Annotated in this window: 15 protein-coding genes; 8 read left to right on the forward strand and 7 right to left on the reverse strand. The window is 72.6% G+C overall.

What is annotated here, in order from left to right:
* Nucleotides 1-23: 23 nt before the first annotated feature.
* Nucleotides 24-1,496, forward strand: coding sequence for a cytochrome P450 (locus SSP29_RS25320; RefSeq protein WP_089103099.1), 1,473 nt, complete (start codon nt 24-26; stop codon nt 1,494-1,496).
* On the opposite strand, the gene SSP29_RS25325 is transcribed toward SSP29_RS25320, so the two are convergent.
* A complete protein-coding gene (locus tag SSP29_RS25325; RefSeq protein ID WP_089103100.1) occupies nt 1,493-2,449 on the reverse strand; it encodes an RluA family pseudouridine synthase in 957 nt (318 codons plus the stop codon). The two genes, SSP29_RS25320 and SSP29_RS25325, sit on opposite strands and share 4 nt — an antisense overlap.
* A 109-nt stretch (nt 2,450-2,558) precedes the next feature.
* Nucleotides 2,559-4,088, reverse strand: a complete 1,530-nt coding sequence (locus SSP29_RS25330) for an amino acid permease (RefSeq protein ID WP_089103101.1) — start codon at nt 4,086-4,088, stop codon at nt 2,559-2,561.
* 233 nt (nt 4,089-4,321) lie between these two features.
* Here SSP29_RS25330 and SSP29_RS25335 point away from each other — a divergent pair, with 233 nt between their 5' ends.
* The 3 genes from SSP29_RS25335 (at nt 4,322) to SSP29_RS25345 (ending at nt 6,947) form a co-directional block, all read left to right on the forward strand.
* Nucleotides 4,322-4,972 carry a PadR family transcriptional regulator gene (locus SSP29_RS25335; RefSeq protein WP_089103102.1) on the forward strand — a complete coding sequence of 217 codons (651 nt, stop codon included), beginning with the start codon at nt 4,322-4,324 and terminating at the stop codon, nt 4,970-4,972.
* A gap of 194 nt (nt 4,973-5,166) precedes the next feature.
* Complete coding sequence (locus SSP29_RS25340; protein ID WP_089103103.1) at nt 5,167-6,174, forward strand: ATP-binding cassette domain-containing protein; 1,008 nt, start codon at nt 5,167-5,169, stop codon at nt 6,172-6,174.
* The gene (locus SSP29_RS25345) at nt 6,171-6,947 is read left to right on the forward strand and encodes an ABC transporter permease (RefSeq protein ID WP_089103104.1); all 777 of its coding nucleotides are present in this window, start codon (nt 6,171-6,173) and stop codon (nt 6,945-6,947) included. The genes SSP29_RS25340 and SSP29_RS25345 overlap by 4 nt, the downstream gene beginning before the upstream one ends.
* 46 nt (nt 6,948-6,993) lie before the next feature.
* Here SSP29_RS25345 and SSP29_RS25350 read toward each other — a convergent pair whose 3' ends face one another.
* Both SSP29_RS25350 and SSP29_RS25355 read right to left on the reverse strand, forming a co-directional pair.
* Nucleotides 6,994-7,842, reverse strand: a complete 849-nt coding sequence (locus SSP29_RS25350; RefSeq protein WP_089103105.1) for a siderophore-interacting protein — start codon at nt 7,840-7,842, stop codon at nt 6,994-6,996.
* Between the two features lie 114 nt (nt 7,843-7,956).
* Entirely contained in the window at nt 7,957-8,886 is a 930-nt protein-coding gene (locus tag SSP29_RS25355) for a 5'-3' exonuclease (RefSeq protein ID WP_245883217.1), read from the reverse strand.
* A gap of 827 nt (nt 8,887-9,713) precedes the next feature.
* Here SSP29_RS25355 and SSP29_RS25365 point away from each other — a divergent pair.
* Entirely contained in the window at nt 9,714-10,286 is a 573-nt protein-coding gene (locus SSP29_RS25365) for a helix-turn-helix domain-containing protein (RefSeq protein WP_089103108.1), read from the forward strand.
* Nucleotides 10,287-10,380: 94 nt separating this feature from the next.
* Nucleotides 10,381-11,154, forward strand: coding sequence for a helical backbone metal receptor (locus tag SSP29_RS25370; RefSeq protein WP_089103109.1), 774 nt, complete (start codon nt 10,381-10,383; stop codon nt 11,152-11,154).
* Here SSP29_RS25370 and SSP29_RS25375 read toward each other — a convergent pair.
* The gene (locus SSP29_RS25375; protein WP_089103110.1) at nt 11,066-12,184 is read right to left on the reverse strand and encodes a TDT family transporter; all 1,119 of its coding nucleotides are present in this window, start codon (nt 12,182-12,184) and stop codon (nt 11,066-11,068) included. The genes SSP29_RS25370 and SSP29_RS25375 overlap by 89 nt on opposite strands.
* Nucleotides 12,185-12,254: 70 nt before the next feature.
* Here SSP29_RS25375 and SSP29_RS25380 point away from each other — a divergent pair, with 70 nt between their 5' ends.
* Together SSP29_RS25380 and SSP29_RS25385 are read left to right on the forward strand one after the other, a co-directional pair.
* Entirely contained in the window at nt 12,255-13,175 is a 921-nt protein-coding gene (locus tag SSP29_RS25380; protein ID WP_089103111.1) for a LysR family transcriptional regulator, read from the forward strand.
* Nucleotides 13,176-13,300: 125 nt separating this feature from the next.
* A complete protein-coding gene (locus SSP29_RS25385) occupies nt 13,301-14,266 on the forward strand; it encodes an aminoglycoside phosphotransferase family protein (RefSeq protein ID WP_089103112.1) in 966 nt (321 codons plus the stop codon).
* On the opposite strand, the gene SSP29_RS25390 is transcribed toward SSP29_RS25385, so the two are convergent.
* Together SSP29_RS25390 and SSP29_RS25395 are read right to left on the reverse strand one after the other, a co-directional pair.
* Nucleotides 14,238-14,936, reverse strand: a complete 699-nt coding sequence (locus SSP29_RS25390) for a gamma-glutamyl-gamma-aminobutyrate hydrolase family protein (RefSeq protein ID WP_089103113.1) — start codon at nt 14,934-14,936, stop codon at nt 14,238-14,240. The genes SSP29_RS25385 and SSP29_RS25390 overlap by 29 nt on opposite strands.
* Nucleotides 14,937-14,995: 59 nt before the next feature.
* Nucleotides 14,996-15,730, reverse strand: a complete 735-nt coding sequence (locus SSP29_RS25395; RefSeq protein ID WP_089103114.1) for a FadR/GntR family transcriptional regulator — start codon at nt 15,728-15,730, stop codon at nt 14,996-14,998.
* Between the last annotated feature and the right edge of the window lie 48 nt (nt 15,731-15,778).

The raw sequence follows: 15,778 nt of genomic DNA on the forward strand, positions 1-15,778 counted from the left end.
CGGATCTCTTCGGAGCGATCACTGTGACGCCTGAATCCCCCTTCCCGGCCGGCACCGGCACGGACCCCGTTCCGCCGCCCGGCTGTCCGGCGCACGACCGCGGCCCCGGCGGACTCCAGCGGCTCTACGGCGCCGACGCGGACCACCTGGGCGAGCTGTACGAGAAACTGCGCGAGGAACACGGCTCCGTGGCACCCGTCCTGCTCCACGACGACGTACCGGTCTGGGTGGTCCTCGGGCTCACCGAGAACCTCCAGATGGTCCGCACCCCCGCCGTCTACACCCGGGACAGCCGCATCTGGACCCCGCTGCGCGAGGGCATGGTCAAGCCCGACCACCCCCTCATGCCGCACATCGCCTGGCAGCCCATCTGCTCGCACGCCGAGGGCGACGAGCACCTGCGGCTGCGGGCGGCGGTCCAGGGCGCCATGACCACCATCGACCACCGCAGCATCCGCCGCCTCATCGGCCGCTACACCCAGCTGCTGGTCAACGAGTTCTGCGAGAAGGGCCGCGCCGAACTGGTCTCCCAGTACTCCGAGCACCTGCCGATGGCGGTCATGTGCGAACTCCTCGGCATGCCCGAGGAGTACAACGACCGGATCGTGGAGGCCACCCGGGACGCGCTCAAGGGCACCGAGACCGCGATCGCCAGCAACGAGTACGTCATGGGCTGCCTGACCCGGCTCACCGCCCGCCGCCGGGCCCGCCCCGAGGACGACTTCACCAGCCACCTCGTCAACCACCCGGCCGGTCTCAACGACGACGAGGTCGCCCAGCACCTGCGGGTCGTTCTCTACGCCGCCTACGAGACCACCGCCAACCTCCTCGCCAACGCGCTGCGCATGGTCCTCACCGAGCCCGGCTTCCGCGCCCAGCTCAACGGCGGCCAGATGACCGTGCCCGAGGCGATCGAGCAGTCCCTGTGGGACGAGCCGCCGTTCAGCACCGTCTTCGCCTACTTCGCCAAGCAGGACACGGAACTCGGCGGCCAGCGCATCCGCAAGGGCGACGGACTGCTCTACGCGCCCGCGCCGGGCAACGTCGACCCGCGCGTCCGCCCCGACCTCAGCGCCAACATGCAGGGCAACCGCTCCCACCTCGCCTTCGGCGGCGGCCCGCACGAGTGCCCGGGCCAGGACATCGGCCGTGCCATCGCGGACGTCGGCGTCGACCAGCTGCTGACCCGGCTGTCCGACATCCAGCTCGACTGCGACGAGGAGGAGCTGCGCTGGCGCGCCTCGATCGCCTCCCGGCACCTGGTGGATCTCCCGGTGCGCTTCGACCCCAAGCCGAAGCAGGACGTCACCCTCATGCCGAGCCCGGCCCTCGTCCCCCCGCAGCGCACCGACTGGCAGGTCGGCACGACCGGCCCGGCGGCGCCCGCACCGGTCGCCGAGCCCCAGCCGGCCGCGCCTGTGGCCGTGTCCGCCCCCGAACCGGCCAGGCCGCGTGGCATCTGGCCCAGGCTGCGCCGCTGGTGGCTGGGCCGCTAAAGGACCTGGTGACCGGCCCACGCCTCGTACGACTCCCAGGCCTGCAGCGTCCGCCTGCTGCACAGCCGGTGCGCCACCCCCGTGACCGGATCGGTGAACTCCAGCCGCCGCGCCAGCAGTTGCAGCGGACGCCGGAAGTCACCGTCCGGCACGGGGCCGGTCACGACCGGATACAGCGGATCGCCGAGAATCGGCACGCCCAACGCGTTCATGTGGACGCGCAGTTGATGGGTCTGCCCGGTGTGCGGGGTGAGCCGGTACCGGCCCAGGTCTCCGCTGCGTTCGACCAGCTCGACGCGGGTCTCCGCGTTGGGCTCCCCTTCGATCTCCCGAGCCGCCATCACCCCACGCTCCTTGAGGATCCGGCTGCGTACGGTCCGGGAAACGGCGAGCGACGGGTCGTACGGCGCGATCGCCTCGTACTCCTTGCGCACCCGCCGCTCGCTGAACAGCTTCTGATACGCGCCCCGCTCCGTGGGCCGCACGACGAACAGCACGAGCCCTGCCGTGAGCCGGTCCAGCCGGTGCGCGGCCCCGAGCGCGGGAATCCCCAGCTCCCGCCGCAGCCGGGCGAGGACGGTCTCGGTGACGTGACTGCCGCGCGGGGTGGTGGCCAGGAAGTGCGGCTTGTCGGCGACGACGAGGTGGTCGTCGCGGTGGACGACTTCAAGGGGGAAGGGGACGGGGACCTCGGGGGGCAGGTCGCGGTGGAAGAAGAGGTAGCGGCCGGGGGTGTAGGGCGTGTCGGTGGCGACGGGGTGTCCGTCGACGCCCACGACCGACCCTGAGTCCAGCATCTCGGCGACGACGCCGGGCGCGGCTCCGGAGAGCCGCGCCACGAGGTATTCGCCGACGGTCTCCCACTCCTCGGAGAAGGGCAACCGCACCCGAACGGGGTCCACCCCTTGCCGCTGGGGGAGGGGGGAGGGCGGTACAGAGGTCTTACGTCTCATTTGCAGCCAAGGGTACGGGGATGCGCCCCTCTAGGGGCGCGGGGCTGTATCGATATGCGGATCCGCCGCGTGGGCGCGACCAGCCCCCCACGCACCCGCACCCGACCGACTACGCCACAGGTTCCGGCAAAGCGACCGCACTCCTGGACTCCGCCCGCGCAAGCCGCCAAACCCCGCCCACCACAACAGTCCCGACCAGGAACAACACGGTGAACCACCGGAAGTACCAGTGACCCCCCGCCGGGTCGTACACCGCCCCCCGAGGCCACGCCAGATTCACGGTCATCACCAGCCCGTACAGCAGCGCGACCACGTTCACCGGCACCCCCCACCGCCCCAGCGAGAACAGCGGCGCCCCGGTCTCGTCCGTCCCCTCGACCCGGAACTCGCCCCGCAGCCGCCGCACCAGCAGCGGCCCGGTCACCATCGCGTAGGCGAGATACAGCATCACGATGCACGTGGTCCCGATCGCCAGGAACGCGTCCGGCGAGGCGAAGTTGAGCAGCAGCAGCACACCGGCCAGCACCCCCACCACCACGGCCGGCGCACCCGGCATGCCGGTACGGGGATTCACCCGCGCCAGCCGCTCGGCGAACGGCAGCTGCCCGTCCCGCGCCATGGAGAACAGCATCCGGGAGGCCGCGGTCTGGATCGCGAGCGTCGCCACCGCGATGGCCACCACCACGTCCGCCAGCAGCGCCCGGCCCACGCCGTCCCCGAGGCTGCTGGTCAGGACGTAGCTCAGCCCGTCGACCCCCAGGTGCCCGTCGGTCAGGCTGGGCGCGGCCAGCAGGCCGCCCAGGATGACCAGGCCGCCGAGCAGGCCCGCGGCGGACAGCGCCGTGAGGATCGTGCGAGGGGCCGTCCGCCGCGGCTGGTGCGTCTCCTCGCTCATCTCCCCCGCGCTGTCGAAGCCGATCATCACGTACGCGGCCGTGAACGAACCGACCAGCAGGGCGCCCAGCAGACCGCCCTCGGCGGCCGTACCGGTGTGGAACGTGATGCCCGGGGAGCGCTTGGAGTGGGTGAGCAGCAGCACGATGATCAGTACCGCGCCGATGATCTCGGCGGTCACCCCGACCCGGTTGATCACGGACATCACCCGGTTGTCCAGGACGTTCACGAGGGTGGTCAGCACCAGCAGGACGACGCCCAGCACAGCGGCGTTGGCGGCCCCGTCGGCCGAAGTCACCGCCGTGTCCGTGCCGATCAGCTGGAAGCCGGACCACAGCGCGGGCAGCACCATCTGGAGGGCGAGCGCGGCGGCCGCGACCACCACGATCTGCCCGATCACCATGATCCAGCCGGCGAACCAGCCGAAGGACGGGTTCGACAGGCGTGAGGACCACTGGTAGATGGCGCCGGAGATCGGGTAGCGCCCGGCCAGCTCGGCGAAGCACGCGGCCACCAGCAGCTGGCCGATCAGCACGGCCGGCCAGGCCCAGAAGAAGACCGGGCCGCCGAACGCGTACCCGAAGGCGAAGAACTGGAAGACGGTCGTCAGTACGGAGATGAAGGAGAACCCGGCGGCGAACGAGGCGTACCGGCCGAGGCTGCGATGCAGCTCCTGGCGGTAGCCGAACTCCTCCAGGGAGCGGTCGTCGGACTCCTTCAGGGAGCGGTCGTCGGTGGTCGTCACGGCGGTACCTGCCTGTCAGGGCGGATTTCCTGTCGGGCGACAGAAATTAGGGACGCGCTGTTTCGGACGCGTCACGTGGGCGTGTCCGGTGCGGGCCCAAGTCCTCACGTTCTTGCGGAGCGGCTTCAGACGCGATACATCGTGTGTATTGACGTCCGTACTTGACTCGCGATATGTTCGGTCACGGATATTCGGTGCCGAGGAGACTGCTGGAGAGGGCGAGGTGGGTGTCGATGGCGACCAGGCGCCGCAAGCTGGGCAACCCCCTGGCGCTCGCCGTGATGGTGCTGCTCGCCGAGCGCCCGATGCACCCGTACGAGATCGCCCAGACCCTGCGCAGGCGCGGCAAGGACACCAGTCTGAAGATCAACTACGGCTCGCTCTACACCGTCGTGCAGAACCTGGAGAAGCACGGCTTCGTCGAGGTCACCGACGTGGAGCGGCAGGGCAACCGCCCGGAGCGCACGCTGTACGGCATCACCGACGCCGGGCGCGAGGAGGCGACCGAATGGCTCTCGGACCTGGTCGCCGTGCCCGTGAAGGAGTACCCCATCTTCGAGGCGGCGCTGTCGCTGCTGGGGGCGCTCCATCCCGACGAGGTCGCCCGGCTGCTGGGGGAGCGGCTCAACTCGCTCGACGTGCAGGCGGCGAGCCTGCGCGGGGGGCTGGACAAGCTGCGTGAGACGCTGCCCCGGCTCTTCGTGATCGAGGCCGAGTACCAGTTGCACATGGTCGAGGCACAGGCCGGGTGGGTCCGCGGCTTCCTGGCGGAGCTGACGGACGGCGGCTTCCCGGGCGTCGTGGACTGGCGGCACTTCCATGAGACGGGTGAGATACCCGAGGAGTACCTGAAGCTGGAGGCCGAGTTCGAGCAGAAGCAATGACGAACAGACCCCGGCAGAGCTGTTGCAGCAGCCCGGCCGGGGTCTCGAACCCCGAACCGAACCCGCCGTGCGGCGGCTCCGGGCCATCGAGGTGCGGCACACCCAGGATAGCCCGGTGCTCATCGCGCGGATCATTCGCGACCAACCGTCGATCATCCGCGATCACTCGCGTTTTCCTCAGGAGAGCAGCCGACATGAGCACCCGTGCGCCCGCAGTGCAGGCGCGCCAGCTGATCAAGACCTACCCCGGTGACGTCACCGCGCTGAACGGCGTGGACGTCACCGTCGCACCCGGCACCGTCTTCGGGCTCCTCGGGCCCAACGGCGTCGGCAAGTCCACCACCGTCAAGATCCTCACCACCCTGGCCCGGCCCGACTCGGGCACCGCCACCGTGGCCGGCCACGACGTGCTGCGCCACCCCGACCGGGTGCGCCGCGCGATCGGCGTGGTCGCCCAGAACTCCGGCGCCGACCCGGTCGCCACCGGCCGGGAGAACCTCCGACTCCAGGGCAGGCTCTACGGCCTGCGCGGGGCCGGGCTGAACCGCCGGGTCGACGAACTGCTGGACCGCTTCACCCTCACCGAGGCCGCGGGCCGCCCGGTCAAGGGGTACTCCGGCGGCATGCGGCGCCGCCTCGACGTGGCGCTCGGCCTGGTCCACTGCCCCGAGGTGCTCTTCCTCGACGAGCCCACCACCGGTCTCGACCCCGAGGCCCGCACCGCGATGTGGGACGAGATCGGCCGGCTGGCCGGCGAGGAGGGCCTGACCATCCTGCTCACCACGCACTACCTGGAGGAGGCCGACCGGCTCGCCGAGCGGATCGCGATCGTGGACCGCGGCCGGGTCGTGGTCGAGGGCACCCCCGACTCCCTCAAGGGCGAACTGCGCGGCGACGCCGTCCACGTGGAGCTGCGCGAGGCGCCCGGTGAAGCCGGCCGCACCCTGCTCGCGGGCGCCCTGACCGGAGTGCCGGGCGTGCACGAGGCGCTGTTCGACGGGCGCCGGATCAGCGCCCGCGCCGACGACGGGGCCGCCGCGATGCCGGCGCTGCTCGCCGCCCTGGAGCGGGCCGGGGTGACCGTGACGGCCGCGACCGTCGCCCGGCCCTCCCTCGACGACGTCTATCTGCGCTACGCGGGCCGCCGTTACGCGGAGGCCGACACCGCCGACTCCCTCGCCCTGGCCGGAGGTGCGCGATGAGCAACGCCGTTTCCCAGACCTGGTACATGACCCAGCGTCAGCTGCTGGTGTTCGCCCGCCAGCCCGCGTTCGCCGTCATCACCCTGATCCAGCCGGTGATCTGGCTGTTCCTGTTCGGCAACCTCTTCAAGAAGGTCGTCGAGCTGGGCGGCTTCGGCACCGCCTCCTACCTCGACTACCTGGTGCCGGGCGTGGTGGTGATGAGCGCCCTCAGCTCCAACATGTGGGCGGGCATGGGCACGTTGGAGGAGATCCAGCGCGGCACCCTCAACCGCTTCCTGACCACTCCGGTCAGCAGGGCCGCGCTGATGAACGGCAACGTGGTGAACAACGGCCTGGTCACCGCCGGCCAGTCACTGATCATCGTGCTGCTCGGCCTGCTGGGCGGCGCCGACTACCCGGGCGGGATCGGCGGCACAGCGATCCTGGTGGTGGCCGCCGTACTGCTCGGCACGATCTTCGGCGCGCTGTCCAACGCCCTCGGCATGCTGGTGCGGGAGCGGGAGTCGATCATCGGGATCAACACCTTCCTGCTGCTGCCGCTGACGTTCCTGTCCAGCGCCTTCATGGCGCCGTCCCAGATGCCCGGCTGGATGCGGCACATCGCCGACTTCAACCCGGTCAACTGGGCGATGGTGGCGGGCCGTTCGGCGATGTCGGCGGACCCCGACTGGGGTGCGGTGCTCGGCCGCGGCGGGGCGCTGCTGGCGCTGGCGGTCGCGGCCGTGTGGCTCTCGATCAGGACCTTCAGGTCGTATCAGCGGTCGGTGTGACCGACGCGGGGCGGCGGCATCCTCTCGTGAGATGCCGCCGGTCCGCTCAGGCCGCGGCCGCGCCGCCGGCCTCCTGCTCCGCCTCGATCCGGGCGTTCCACTCGCGCTTGGAGGCCTGCCAGCCGTCCTCGTTGTGCCCAAGACGCCAGTAGCCGGAGATGGAGAGGTCCTCGCGCGGGATCTGGCGCTCGACGCGCAGCAGCGCCCGCAGCTCCTTCACGAAGCTCGCCTCGCCGTGCACGAAGGCGTGCACCCGGCCTTCGGGGAACTCCAGCTCCCGTACGGCCGCGACCAGCGCCTCGCCGACCGGCCGCTCGCCCCGGTGCAGCCAGACGACCTCCACGTCGGAGTCGACCTTCTGCTCCTCCTCGGGGCCGGAGACCTCGACGAAGGCGAACGCCTTCGCCCCGGAGGGCAGGGACTCCAGGGCGCGGGCGATCGCGGGCAGCGCGCTCTCGTCACCGACGAGCAGATGCCAGTCGGCGTCCGTGTCGGGGGCGTAGGCGCCGCCGGGACCCATGAAGCGCACCGTCTCGCCGGGCTGGACCCGGCAGGCCCACGGCCCGGCCAGGCCCTCGTCGCCGTGCACCACGAAGTCCAGGGTCAGCTCCCGGTGTTCGGCGTTCCAGGAGCGCACGGTGTAGGTCCGGGTCACCGGCCAGTGCTCGCGGGGGAACTCGGCGCGGATCTGTTCCAGGTCGAAGGGTTCCGGGTAGGTGACGCCCGCCGGCCCGAAGAGGAGTTTCACGTAATGATCGGTGCAGGTGTCCGCGGTGAAGCCGGCCAGTCCGTCACCGCCGAGGACCACGCGCTGCATGTGCGGGCTCAGCCGCTCGGTGCGCACCACCTGGGCGGAATGGGGCTTACGCGGTTTACGTCCCGGGCGCTCCGCCATGACCGGCCTCCCTGCTCCATTGGTTAGGTTTACCTAAGTTAGCATCTCCGTCCAGTTAACACCTCTTCCATGAACACTCGATGAGCGTGTTTTACCGGAACATTCCTTCGGGGGTCAGGCTTCCAGCGTCACCAGCAGGCGGTTCAGCGAGCCGCCCAGACCCCAGCGGGCGGCCAGGGTGTTCAGCCGCGCCGGGTCCCGGGGAGCCTTCGGCAGCGCGGTGTCGACGTCCGGCAGGGGTACGTCACCGGCGACCCGGACCACCTTCGGCGCCACGGCGACGTACGGCCGGGCCTCGTCCAGCCGCTTGCGCTGCGACGGCGTGAGCTTCGCCTTCGGATCGTCGACCGCGGCCATGATCCCGGCCAGGTCGCCGAACTCGGCGAGGAGCTTCGCGGCCGTCTTCTCACCGATGCCCGGCACCCCCGGCAGACCGTCGCTCGGGTCCCCGCGCAGCAGCGCCAGATCCGCGTACCCGCCTCCGTCCACCCCGTACTTCTCGCGCAGCCACGCCTCGTCGGTCGTCTGCAGCGTCCCGACACCCTTCAGCGGGTACAGCACCCGCACCCCGCGCGCATCGTCCACCAGCTGGTAGAGGTCGCGGTCGCCGGTGACGATGTCCACCGGACCGCCGGCCCGCGCGGTGAAGGTGCCGATCACGTCGTCGGCCTCGTACCCGGCGACGCCGACCCGGGCGATGCCGAGCGCGTCCAGCACCTCCTCGATGACCGGCACCTGCGGGGAGAGGGTGTCCGGCACCTCCTCCCGGTCCGGTCCCGTCGCGCGCTCCTCGGCGACCCGGTGCGCCTTGTAGGAGGGGATGAGGTCGACCCGCCACTGCGGGCGCCAGTCGGCGTCCATGCAGGCCACCAGCAGGTCCGGGCGGTGGTCCTTGACCAGCCGGTCGATGAAGTCCAGCAGCCCGCGCACGGCGTTCACCGGCGTGCCGTCCGGCGCCTTCACGGAGTCCGGGACGCCGAAGTAGGCGCGGAAGTACAGCGAGGCGGTGTCGAGAAGCATCAGTCGTGCGGTCACGCCACGCATCATGCCGTACGGCACTGACGGCGACCCGGTGCCGGGCGCCGGGTCGGGCCCTGCCCGGACCCGCACGCCGACGGCAACGGCGGACGGGGCCTCGCGTACGAAAAGGATCCGGCCAACCACATAGCGCTACGGCACTGCCCAAGCCTTGCCGCCCTGCCGTCCGGAACGGCCGACCACGCGTTCGACGCGCCTCGCACCCTGCCCCGCCGTGCCGGGGACACCTCCGCCAGCACCGCGCTCCGCGGCGACACCGTGGAACCGGCCGGCCACCACCGCGCCGACCGCGCCACCGACCGCCGACTCCGGTCCGCCCCACCGGACTTCGCCCTCCGGCGGGCCCGCCCGGATCAGCACCTCGACCAGGCACTCCGCGCCCGGGGCACCACCGGGAACATCGGCGACCGCTCGCGCATTGAACTCCTGGGGTGCCCCCTCGTCCTGATCGAGGGGGCGCGCCCGCGGAACGACTTCGGGAGCCGGTCGGCGTTTGCCTACGACCCCGTCTCCGGCCGGGCCGGCCGGCTGAGCCTGCGCACCCCCGGCGGCAGCCGGTACGCCACCCGTCCCCCGGCCGCGCCCCGACGGCCGTCCGCCCCTCCTGGTCAGCGTGTTCATCCCGAAGGGGGAGTCCGCGCCCGGTGGGTCCGGCGAGCTCGCGCACTGGCGCGAACTGTGAGGGTCGCGCTCACCGGACGTGACGGGGATGTGACGGCCGCCTGAAACGGTTTGCCGAACATGCGTAGGGTGCAGAGAACCCATCAGGAGGGGCCCGGCCGCAGCGGGGCGCCCGAAGGACGGAACGACTAGCGAAGGAGGGAGCCGGAGCGATGGGCGACCACAAAGACCAGCAGCCCGTGCGGGTGGGCGCGGCAGTCCGGCGGCGCCGCCGTGCGCTGGAACTCACCCTCGCCGCCGTCGCCGAGCGCAGCGGCCTGTCGGTGCCCTTCCTGAGCCAGATCGAGAACGACAGGGCCCGCCCCAGCCGCACCTCCCTGGAGAAGCTCGCCGACGCCCTGCGCACCACGGCCGTCGAACTCCTCGCCGCCGCCGACCCGGCGTGCAGCGTCGACGTCGTACGGGCCGACGACGCCACCGAGCCGGACTTCGCCCCCAAAGTGCGTTCCCTGGTGCGCGGTCACCACCAGTTGCACGCCTCGGAGTTCACCGGCGACCACGACGCCGGCCGCGAATTCCAGCACCGCAACGACGAGTTGATGTACGTCGCCGACGGCGCCGTGGAGATCGAGGCCGAGGGCCGCGCCTACCGCCTCGGCCGCGGCGACACCCTCTACCTCACCGGCGGAGTCCGCCACCGCTGGCGTGCGACGGTCCCGGACACGAGGGTGATCGTGGTGGCGGTCGCAGAACACATCGAGGCGGTCCAGGATCGCCCCCGCTGAAGCACCCCGAACTGAAGCACCCCGCCCTGAGACGCCCCGCCTTGAGACGCCCCGGGCTAAAGCGCCCCGAAAGGGGCGCGGGGCGGTATCTGATATGCGGCTGGCGCCGCGTGGGCGCGACCAGCCACAACGCACCCGCACAAGACCACGGCGCGCAGTCTCCCTCGTACCGTCCCTGACCGAGGCAATCGCAGAAACGCTCCCCGAGATCCTCGTCGGCGCCACAAACTGGTGCACCCATCCGGCCGACCTCGACGTCCCCCGAGTCGGCGGTACCAAGAACCCCGACCTGGACCGCATCCTCGCCCTCGCCCCCGACCTGGTGATCGCCAACGAGGAGGAGAACCGCGCCCCCGACCTCGACGCCCTGCGCACCGCCGGCGTGGAGGTCCTGGTCACCGAGGTGCGAAACGTGCCGCAGGCCTTCCGCGAGCTGGACAGGGTCCTCACCGCGTGCGGGGCGGCCGCCCGCCCCCGCTGGCTGGACGAGGCGGAGCGGGCCTGGTCCGCACCGCCGCCCGCCGACCCCCGCGCGACGGCGGTCGTACCGATCTGGCGGCGGCCGTGGATGGTCCTGGGCAGGGACACGTTCGCGGGTGACGTGCTGGCGCGGCTGGGCGTACGCAACCTCTTCGAGGGCCACCCCGAGCGCTACCCCCGCATCCCGGTCGGGGAACTGCTCGACGCGGCCCCCGACCTGGTCGTCCTCCCGGACGAGCCCTACCGCTTCACCGCCGTCGACGGCCCGGAGGCGTTCCCGGGGCTGCCCTGCGGGCTGGTCAGCGGACGGCACCTGACGTGGTACGGACCGTCACTGGCCGAGACGCCACGGGTGCTGGGCGAGGCCCTGCGAGCAGCTCGCCGCTGAGCAGCCCGCGTACGGTCCCGGAGGCGGCCGCGAGCCAGCCGGCGACGAGGACGGCGTACAGACCCACCGCCAGCCAGTGGTACGCGGCGAGCCCGGTGTGCCGCCCCAGCGCGGCCGCGCCCGTGACACACGTCCCCACGGGGAAGGTGAAGGCCCACCACGTCATGGTGAACCGCATCCCCTGCCGCCACGCCCGCAGCACGTGCGCCGCCGCCAGCGCCAGCCACAGCAGCGCGAACCCCATGACGGGAACGCCGTACAGCACAGCGAGGAGGCCGAAGCCGGCGGCGTACGGCGGCGGTACGACCCCGGGAGCGAGGTCCGCGAAGGCGCCCACGGCCGTCGTCGACTGCCCGAGCGGACCCAGCACCAGGAAGACCGTGGGGGTCAGCGCGAGCGGCAGCGGACCGCCGGTGACCAGCCGGGCGAAGACGAGCGTCAGCATCAGCAGCGTGGTCAGCAGGCTCAGCCCGAAGAGCGCGAAGCAGCCGTAGAGCAGGGCCGCGCGCGGCTGCCCGGCCGGCAGGTGCGGGACGAGCTGCGGTCCGAGCGCGGCCGACACCATGGGCGCGACCAGCGGCAGCAGCCATACCGGGGAGGCCTGACCGGGCTCGACCCGGTGCCGTACGGCCAGCAGGTACGGCACGGCGACCGCGGCCACGAGTCCCACGGCGGTACCGGCGACGAACAGCACGGAGTCGAGCGCGACGGCGGCCGGCTCGCCGATCCAGTCCCGCCCGAGGGCGAGGGCACCGCCGCCGACGGCGAGCAGGGCCATGGAGAGGCAGCCGTAGAAGGGGGCCACCGCGGGGTCGCGGAGGTGGGCGCGGGCCTGGTCGGAGTGGCAGGCCCAGTGCAGGGCCCGGGCGAACAGCAGGACCACGAGTTGCAGCAGGGACAGCGCCCAGACGCCGACGAAGAGCTGACGCGGGCCGTCGAAGCCGAGTGCGGCGCCGCCCAGTGCGAGGGCGGCGGTGCCCATGACGGAGGCGTACCAGTTGGGGCCGAGATGGCGGACTGCGGTGACCATGGGTCCAACGTGCCGCTGCTTCGCGCCGCCGACCAGGGAGTCCTTACCTATGGGGGCATAAGCTGGTCTTATGAGCGAGACGGAGGAGCGGGCGGGGGGCGGCACGCTGGCGCACCGGGTGCCGGACCTCGGCGCACTGGAACTGCTGCTGGCGGTGGCACGGCTGGGCAGCCTCGGGGCGGCGGCGCGCGAGGTCGGCATCACCCAGCCGGCGGCCAGCAGCCGGATCCGCTCCATGGAACGGCAGCTGGGCGTGGCCCTGGTCGACCGTTCACCGCGCGGCTCCCGGCTCACGGACGCGGGGGCGCTGGTGACCGACTGGGCGCGGCGGGTGGTGGAGGCGGCGGAGGCCTTCGACGCGGGTGCCCAGGCGCTCCGGGACCGGCGGGACTCGCGGCTGCGGGTCGCGGCGAGCATGACCATCGCCGAGTACCTCCTGCCCGGCTGGCTGCTCGCACTGCGCGCCCAGCGCCCCGACACGGCGGTGTCCCTGCTCGCCGGCAACTCGGCGGCGGTGGCGGAGCGGCTGCTCGCGGACGAGGCGGACCTGGGCTTCGTGGAGGGGCTGACGGTCCCGCACGGCCTGGACTCGGCGGTGATAGCCCACGACCGGCTGATCGTCGTGGTCGCCCCCACCCACCCCTGGGCCCGCCGTCGTCGCCCGCTCGCGGCGGCGGAGCTGGCGGCGACCCCGCTGATCCTCCGCGAGCGCGGCTCCGGCACCCGGCAGGTCCTCGACGCGGCACTGGGCGGGCTGGCCCGACCGCTGATCGAACTGTCGTCGACCACGGCGGTGAAGGCGTCGGCGGTCAGCGGCGCGGGCCCGGCGGTCCTCAGCGAACTGGCGGTGGGGGAGGAGCTGGCGATGCGGCGGCTGGTCAGCATCCCGGTGGAGGGCATCGCCCTGCGCCGCGACCTACGAGCGGTCTGGCCGACAGGCCACCGCCCGACCGGCCCGGCCCGCGAGCTGCTTTCCCTGACCCGGGGTTGAGACACCTTTCGCCCACCCACCACCCGACTCGGTCACCTGAAGAGGAGCGGTCCGCACCCCCGGGTAGGGGCGGCGGGAGCGGAAATTCCTGGCGGTGGCCGGTCCCCACCCCCCACCATCCCCCCATGCCCACCCCTGCCCCACCCGCCGAAGGCACCCGCACCCCCTGGGAAGCCCTCCCCGCCCCCGTCCGCACCGCCGTCGCCGACCTCCTCGGCGGCGCCCCCGTCACCTACGCCGTCACCCAGCCCGGCGGCTTCTCCCCGGGCGTCGCCGCCAGAATCCGCACCGCCGCCCACCGCACCGCCTTCGTCAAGGCGGTCAGCGCCGACAGCAACCCCGACAGCCCCGCTCTGCACCGCACGGAGGCCCGCAACACCGCCGCCCTCCCGGCCGCCGTCCCCGCACCCCGCCTCCTCGGCAGCTACGACGACGGCACCTGGGTGGCCCTCGTGTTCGAGGAGGTGAAGGGCCGTCAGCCGCACATCCCCTGGCGCCCGGACGAACTCCGCCGCGTCCTCGACGCCGTCGCCGTCCTCGGCCGTACCCTCACCCCGTCCCCGGTCGACGCCCCACCCGCCGCCGAGCGTCTCGCCGACGCATTCGACGGCTGGCGCAAGCTGGTCGAGAAGCCGGGCACGGCCATCGGCATCCTCGACGACTGGACCGTCTCCCACCTCGCCGAACTGGCCGAACTCGCCGCCCCCTGGCCCGAGTCCGTCGCCGGTGACACCCTCGCCCACGCCGACCTGCGTGCCGACAACATGCTGCTGACGGACGACGGAGGGGTCGTCTTCGTGGACTGGCCGCACGCGGTGCGGGCCGCTCCCTGGTTCGACCTGCTGGTCATGCTGCCGTGCGTCACGGCACAGGGCGGCCCGGACCCGGAAGACGTGTTCGGTGCGCATCCGCTCGGCCGGGACGCGGATCCGGATGCCGTCACCGCCGCCCTCGCCGCGCTCACCGGCTTCTTCCTGGAGCACTCGGTGCGGCCCGCGCCGCCCGGGCTGCCCACCCTGCGCCCGTTCCAGCGGGCGCAGGGCGACGCGGCCCTGGCCTGGCTCAGGACGCGGCTGCGACCGCCGCGGTGACCAGGGCGCGCATCACCCGCAGGTCCTCGCCCATCTCCGGATGCCACTGCACCCCGAGGACCCAGCCGCGGCCGGCGGGCAGTTCGATCGCCTCGACCGTGCCGTCGGCCGCGTGCGCCGACGCCAGCAGCCCCGCCCCGAGGCGGTCCACCGCCTGGTGGTGGAAGGTCGGGACCGAGGTCTCCTCCGGGACCGTCTCGGCGTACCGCGTCCCGGGGACCGGCTTCACCTCGTGACGGCCGAAGACGCCGGGCACCTCCGCGTGGCCGTCGATGTGCTGGACGAGGGTGCCGCCGAGGGCCACGTTCAGGAGCTGCATGCCCCGGCAGATGCCGAGCAGCGGTATGCCCGCGGCCAGCGCCGCGTCGACGAGGGCCAGTTCCCAGGCGTCCCGGGCGCGGGCGGGAGGGCCGGTGCGGGGGTCGGGCTCGGCGCCGTAGCGGACCGGCTCCACGTCCGGGCCGCCCGCGATCACCAGGCCGTCAAGGCGGGCCACCGTCGCCGCCGCGTGCTCCGGGGCGTCCGGCGGCAGCATCGCCGCAAGTCCGCCGGCCCGCTGGACCAGGCGTGGGTAGCCGGCCGGCAGCAGAGCCGCCTCCAGCTCCCAGACGCCCCAGCGCGCCCCGGCCTCCAGGTATGTGCTCACGCCGATCAGCGGCCGTCCGGTCATGGTCCCCTCCCGTGTCACAAAGGTGCGCGTGCCTACCTTTATGACATGCGCGTGGACCGTTACGCCAGGAACCCCCGCAGCAGCGCGGCCGTCCCCGCGCAGTGCTCCCGCATCATCTCCCGCGCGCCGTCCGCGTCCCCGTCCAGTACCGCCTCCACCAGGGCGATGTGCTGGCGCTGCGAGTGCTCCAGGTTGCGGACCAGGAGCGGGATGCAGTCGAGGAGGTCGTTGACCGTCGCCCGTACCGCCGCGTACTGGGCGGTGAGGGAGGGAGAGCCGCACAGCTCGGCGATCGTCAGATGGAGCAGGGTGTCCAGGCGGCGGTAGTCCGCCAGCGGTGCCTCGTGTGTGCGGGCCAGCGCCTCGCGGAGGCGGAGCGCCTGCTCACCGGTCAGGCCGTGCGCCGCGCACAGGCCCGCCGCGCCGACCTCCAGGACCTCCCGGAAGCGCAGCACGTCCTCGATGTCGACCTCGGCGATCCGCCGCCGCAGTTCGTCCTCGCCGCCCGCGTCCGCGCGCGGCAGCACGAACGTCCCGCCGTACCGGCCGCGCCGGGACTCCACCAGGCCCTGGTCCTGGAGCACCTTCAGCACCTCGCGCAGCGTCACCCGGCTGATCCCGAGCCGCTCCGCCAGCTCCCGTTCGGCGGGCAGCCGCTCGCCGCCGGGAACCAGGCCCAGCCGGACGACCTGCAGGATCTGCTCCAGCGCCTCCTCGAAGCCGTTGCCCGCCCGCACCGGCCGCAGCACCGGAGTCAACGGGTCGTCGAGGGCGCCGTCCGCGTCCAACGACATATGGCCGTACCCCCTTCCCAAGCAATGGTTCTCTTCAATACCTTAGAG

It is taken from the genome of Streptomyces hyaluromycini, assembly GCF_002217755.1.
Lineage (GTDB): Bacteria > Actinomycetota > Actinomycetes > Streptomycetales > Streptomycetaceae > Streptomyces > Streptomyces hyaluromycini.

Bases quoted from the DNA above. Each gene is read 5' to 3' on its own strand.
- SSP29_RS25345 (WP_089103104.1), top strand. From the start codon at position 6,171: ATGAGCAACGCCGTTTCCCAGACCTGGTACATGACCCAGCGTCAGCTG.
- SSP29_RS25365 (WP_089103108.1), top strand. From the start codon at position 9,714: ATGGGCGACCACAAAGACCAGCAGCCCGTGCGGGTGGGCGCGGCAGTC.
- SSP29_RS25380 (WP_089103111.1), top strand. From the start codon at position 12,255: ATGAGCGAGACGGAGGAGCGGGCGGGGGGCGGCACGCTGGCGCACCGG.
- SSP29_RS25355 (WP_245883217.1), bottom strand. From the start codon at position 8,886: ATGCGTGGCGTGACCGCACGACTGATGCTTCTCGACACCGCCTCGCTG.
- SSP29_RS25385 (WP_089103112.1), top strand. From the start codon at position 13,301: ATGCCCACCCCTGCCCCACCCGCCGAAGGCACCCGCACCCCCTGGGAA.
- SSP29_RS25350 (WP_089103105.1), bottom strand. From the start codon at position 7,842: ATGGCGGAGCGCCCGGGACGTAAACCGCGTAAGCCCCATTCCGCCCAG.
- SSP29_RS25340 (WP_089103103.1), top strand. From the start codon at position 5,167: ATGAGCACCCGTGCGCCCGCAGTGCAGGCGCGCCAGCTGATCAAGACC.
- SSP29_RS25335 (WP_089103102.1), top strand. From the start codon at position 4,322: ATGGCGACCAGGCGCCGCAAGCTGGGCAACCCCCTGGCGCTCGCCGTG.
- SSP29_RS25395 (WP_089103114.1), bottom strand. From the start codon at position 15,730: ATGTCGTTGGACGCGGACGGCGCCCTCGACGACCCGTTGACTCCGGTG.
- SSP29_RS25390 (WP_089103113.1), bottom strand. From the start codon at position 14,936: ATGACCGGACGGCCGCTGATCGGCGTGAGCACATACCTGGAGGCCGGG.
- SSP29_RS25370 (WP_089103109.1), top strand. From the start codon at position 10,381: ATGCGGCTGGCGCCGCGTGGGCGCGACCAGCCACAACGCACCCGCACA.
- SSP29_RS25375 (WP_089103110.1), bottom strand. From the start codon at position 12,184: ATGGTCACCGCAGTCCGCCATCTCGGCCCCAACTGGTACGCCTCCGTC.
- SSP29_RS25325 (WP_089103100.1), bottom strand. From the start codon at position 2,449: ATGAGACGTAAGACCTCTGTACCGCCCTCCCCCCTCCCCCAGCGGCAA.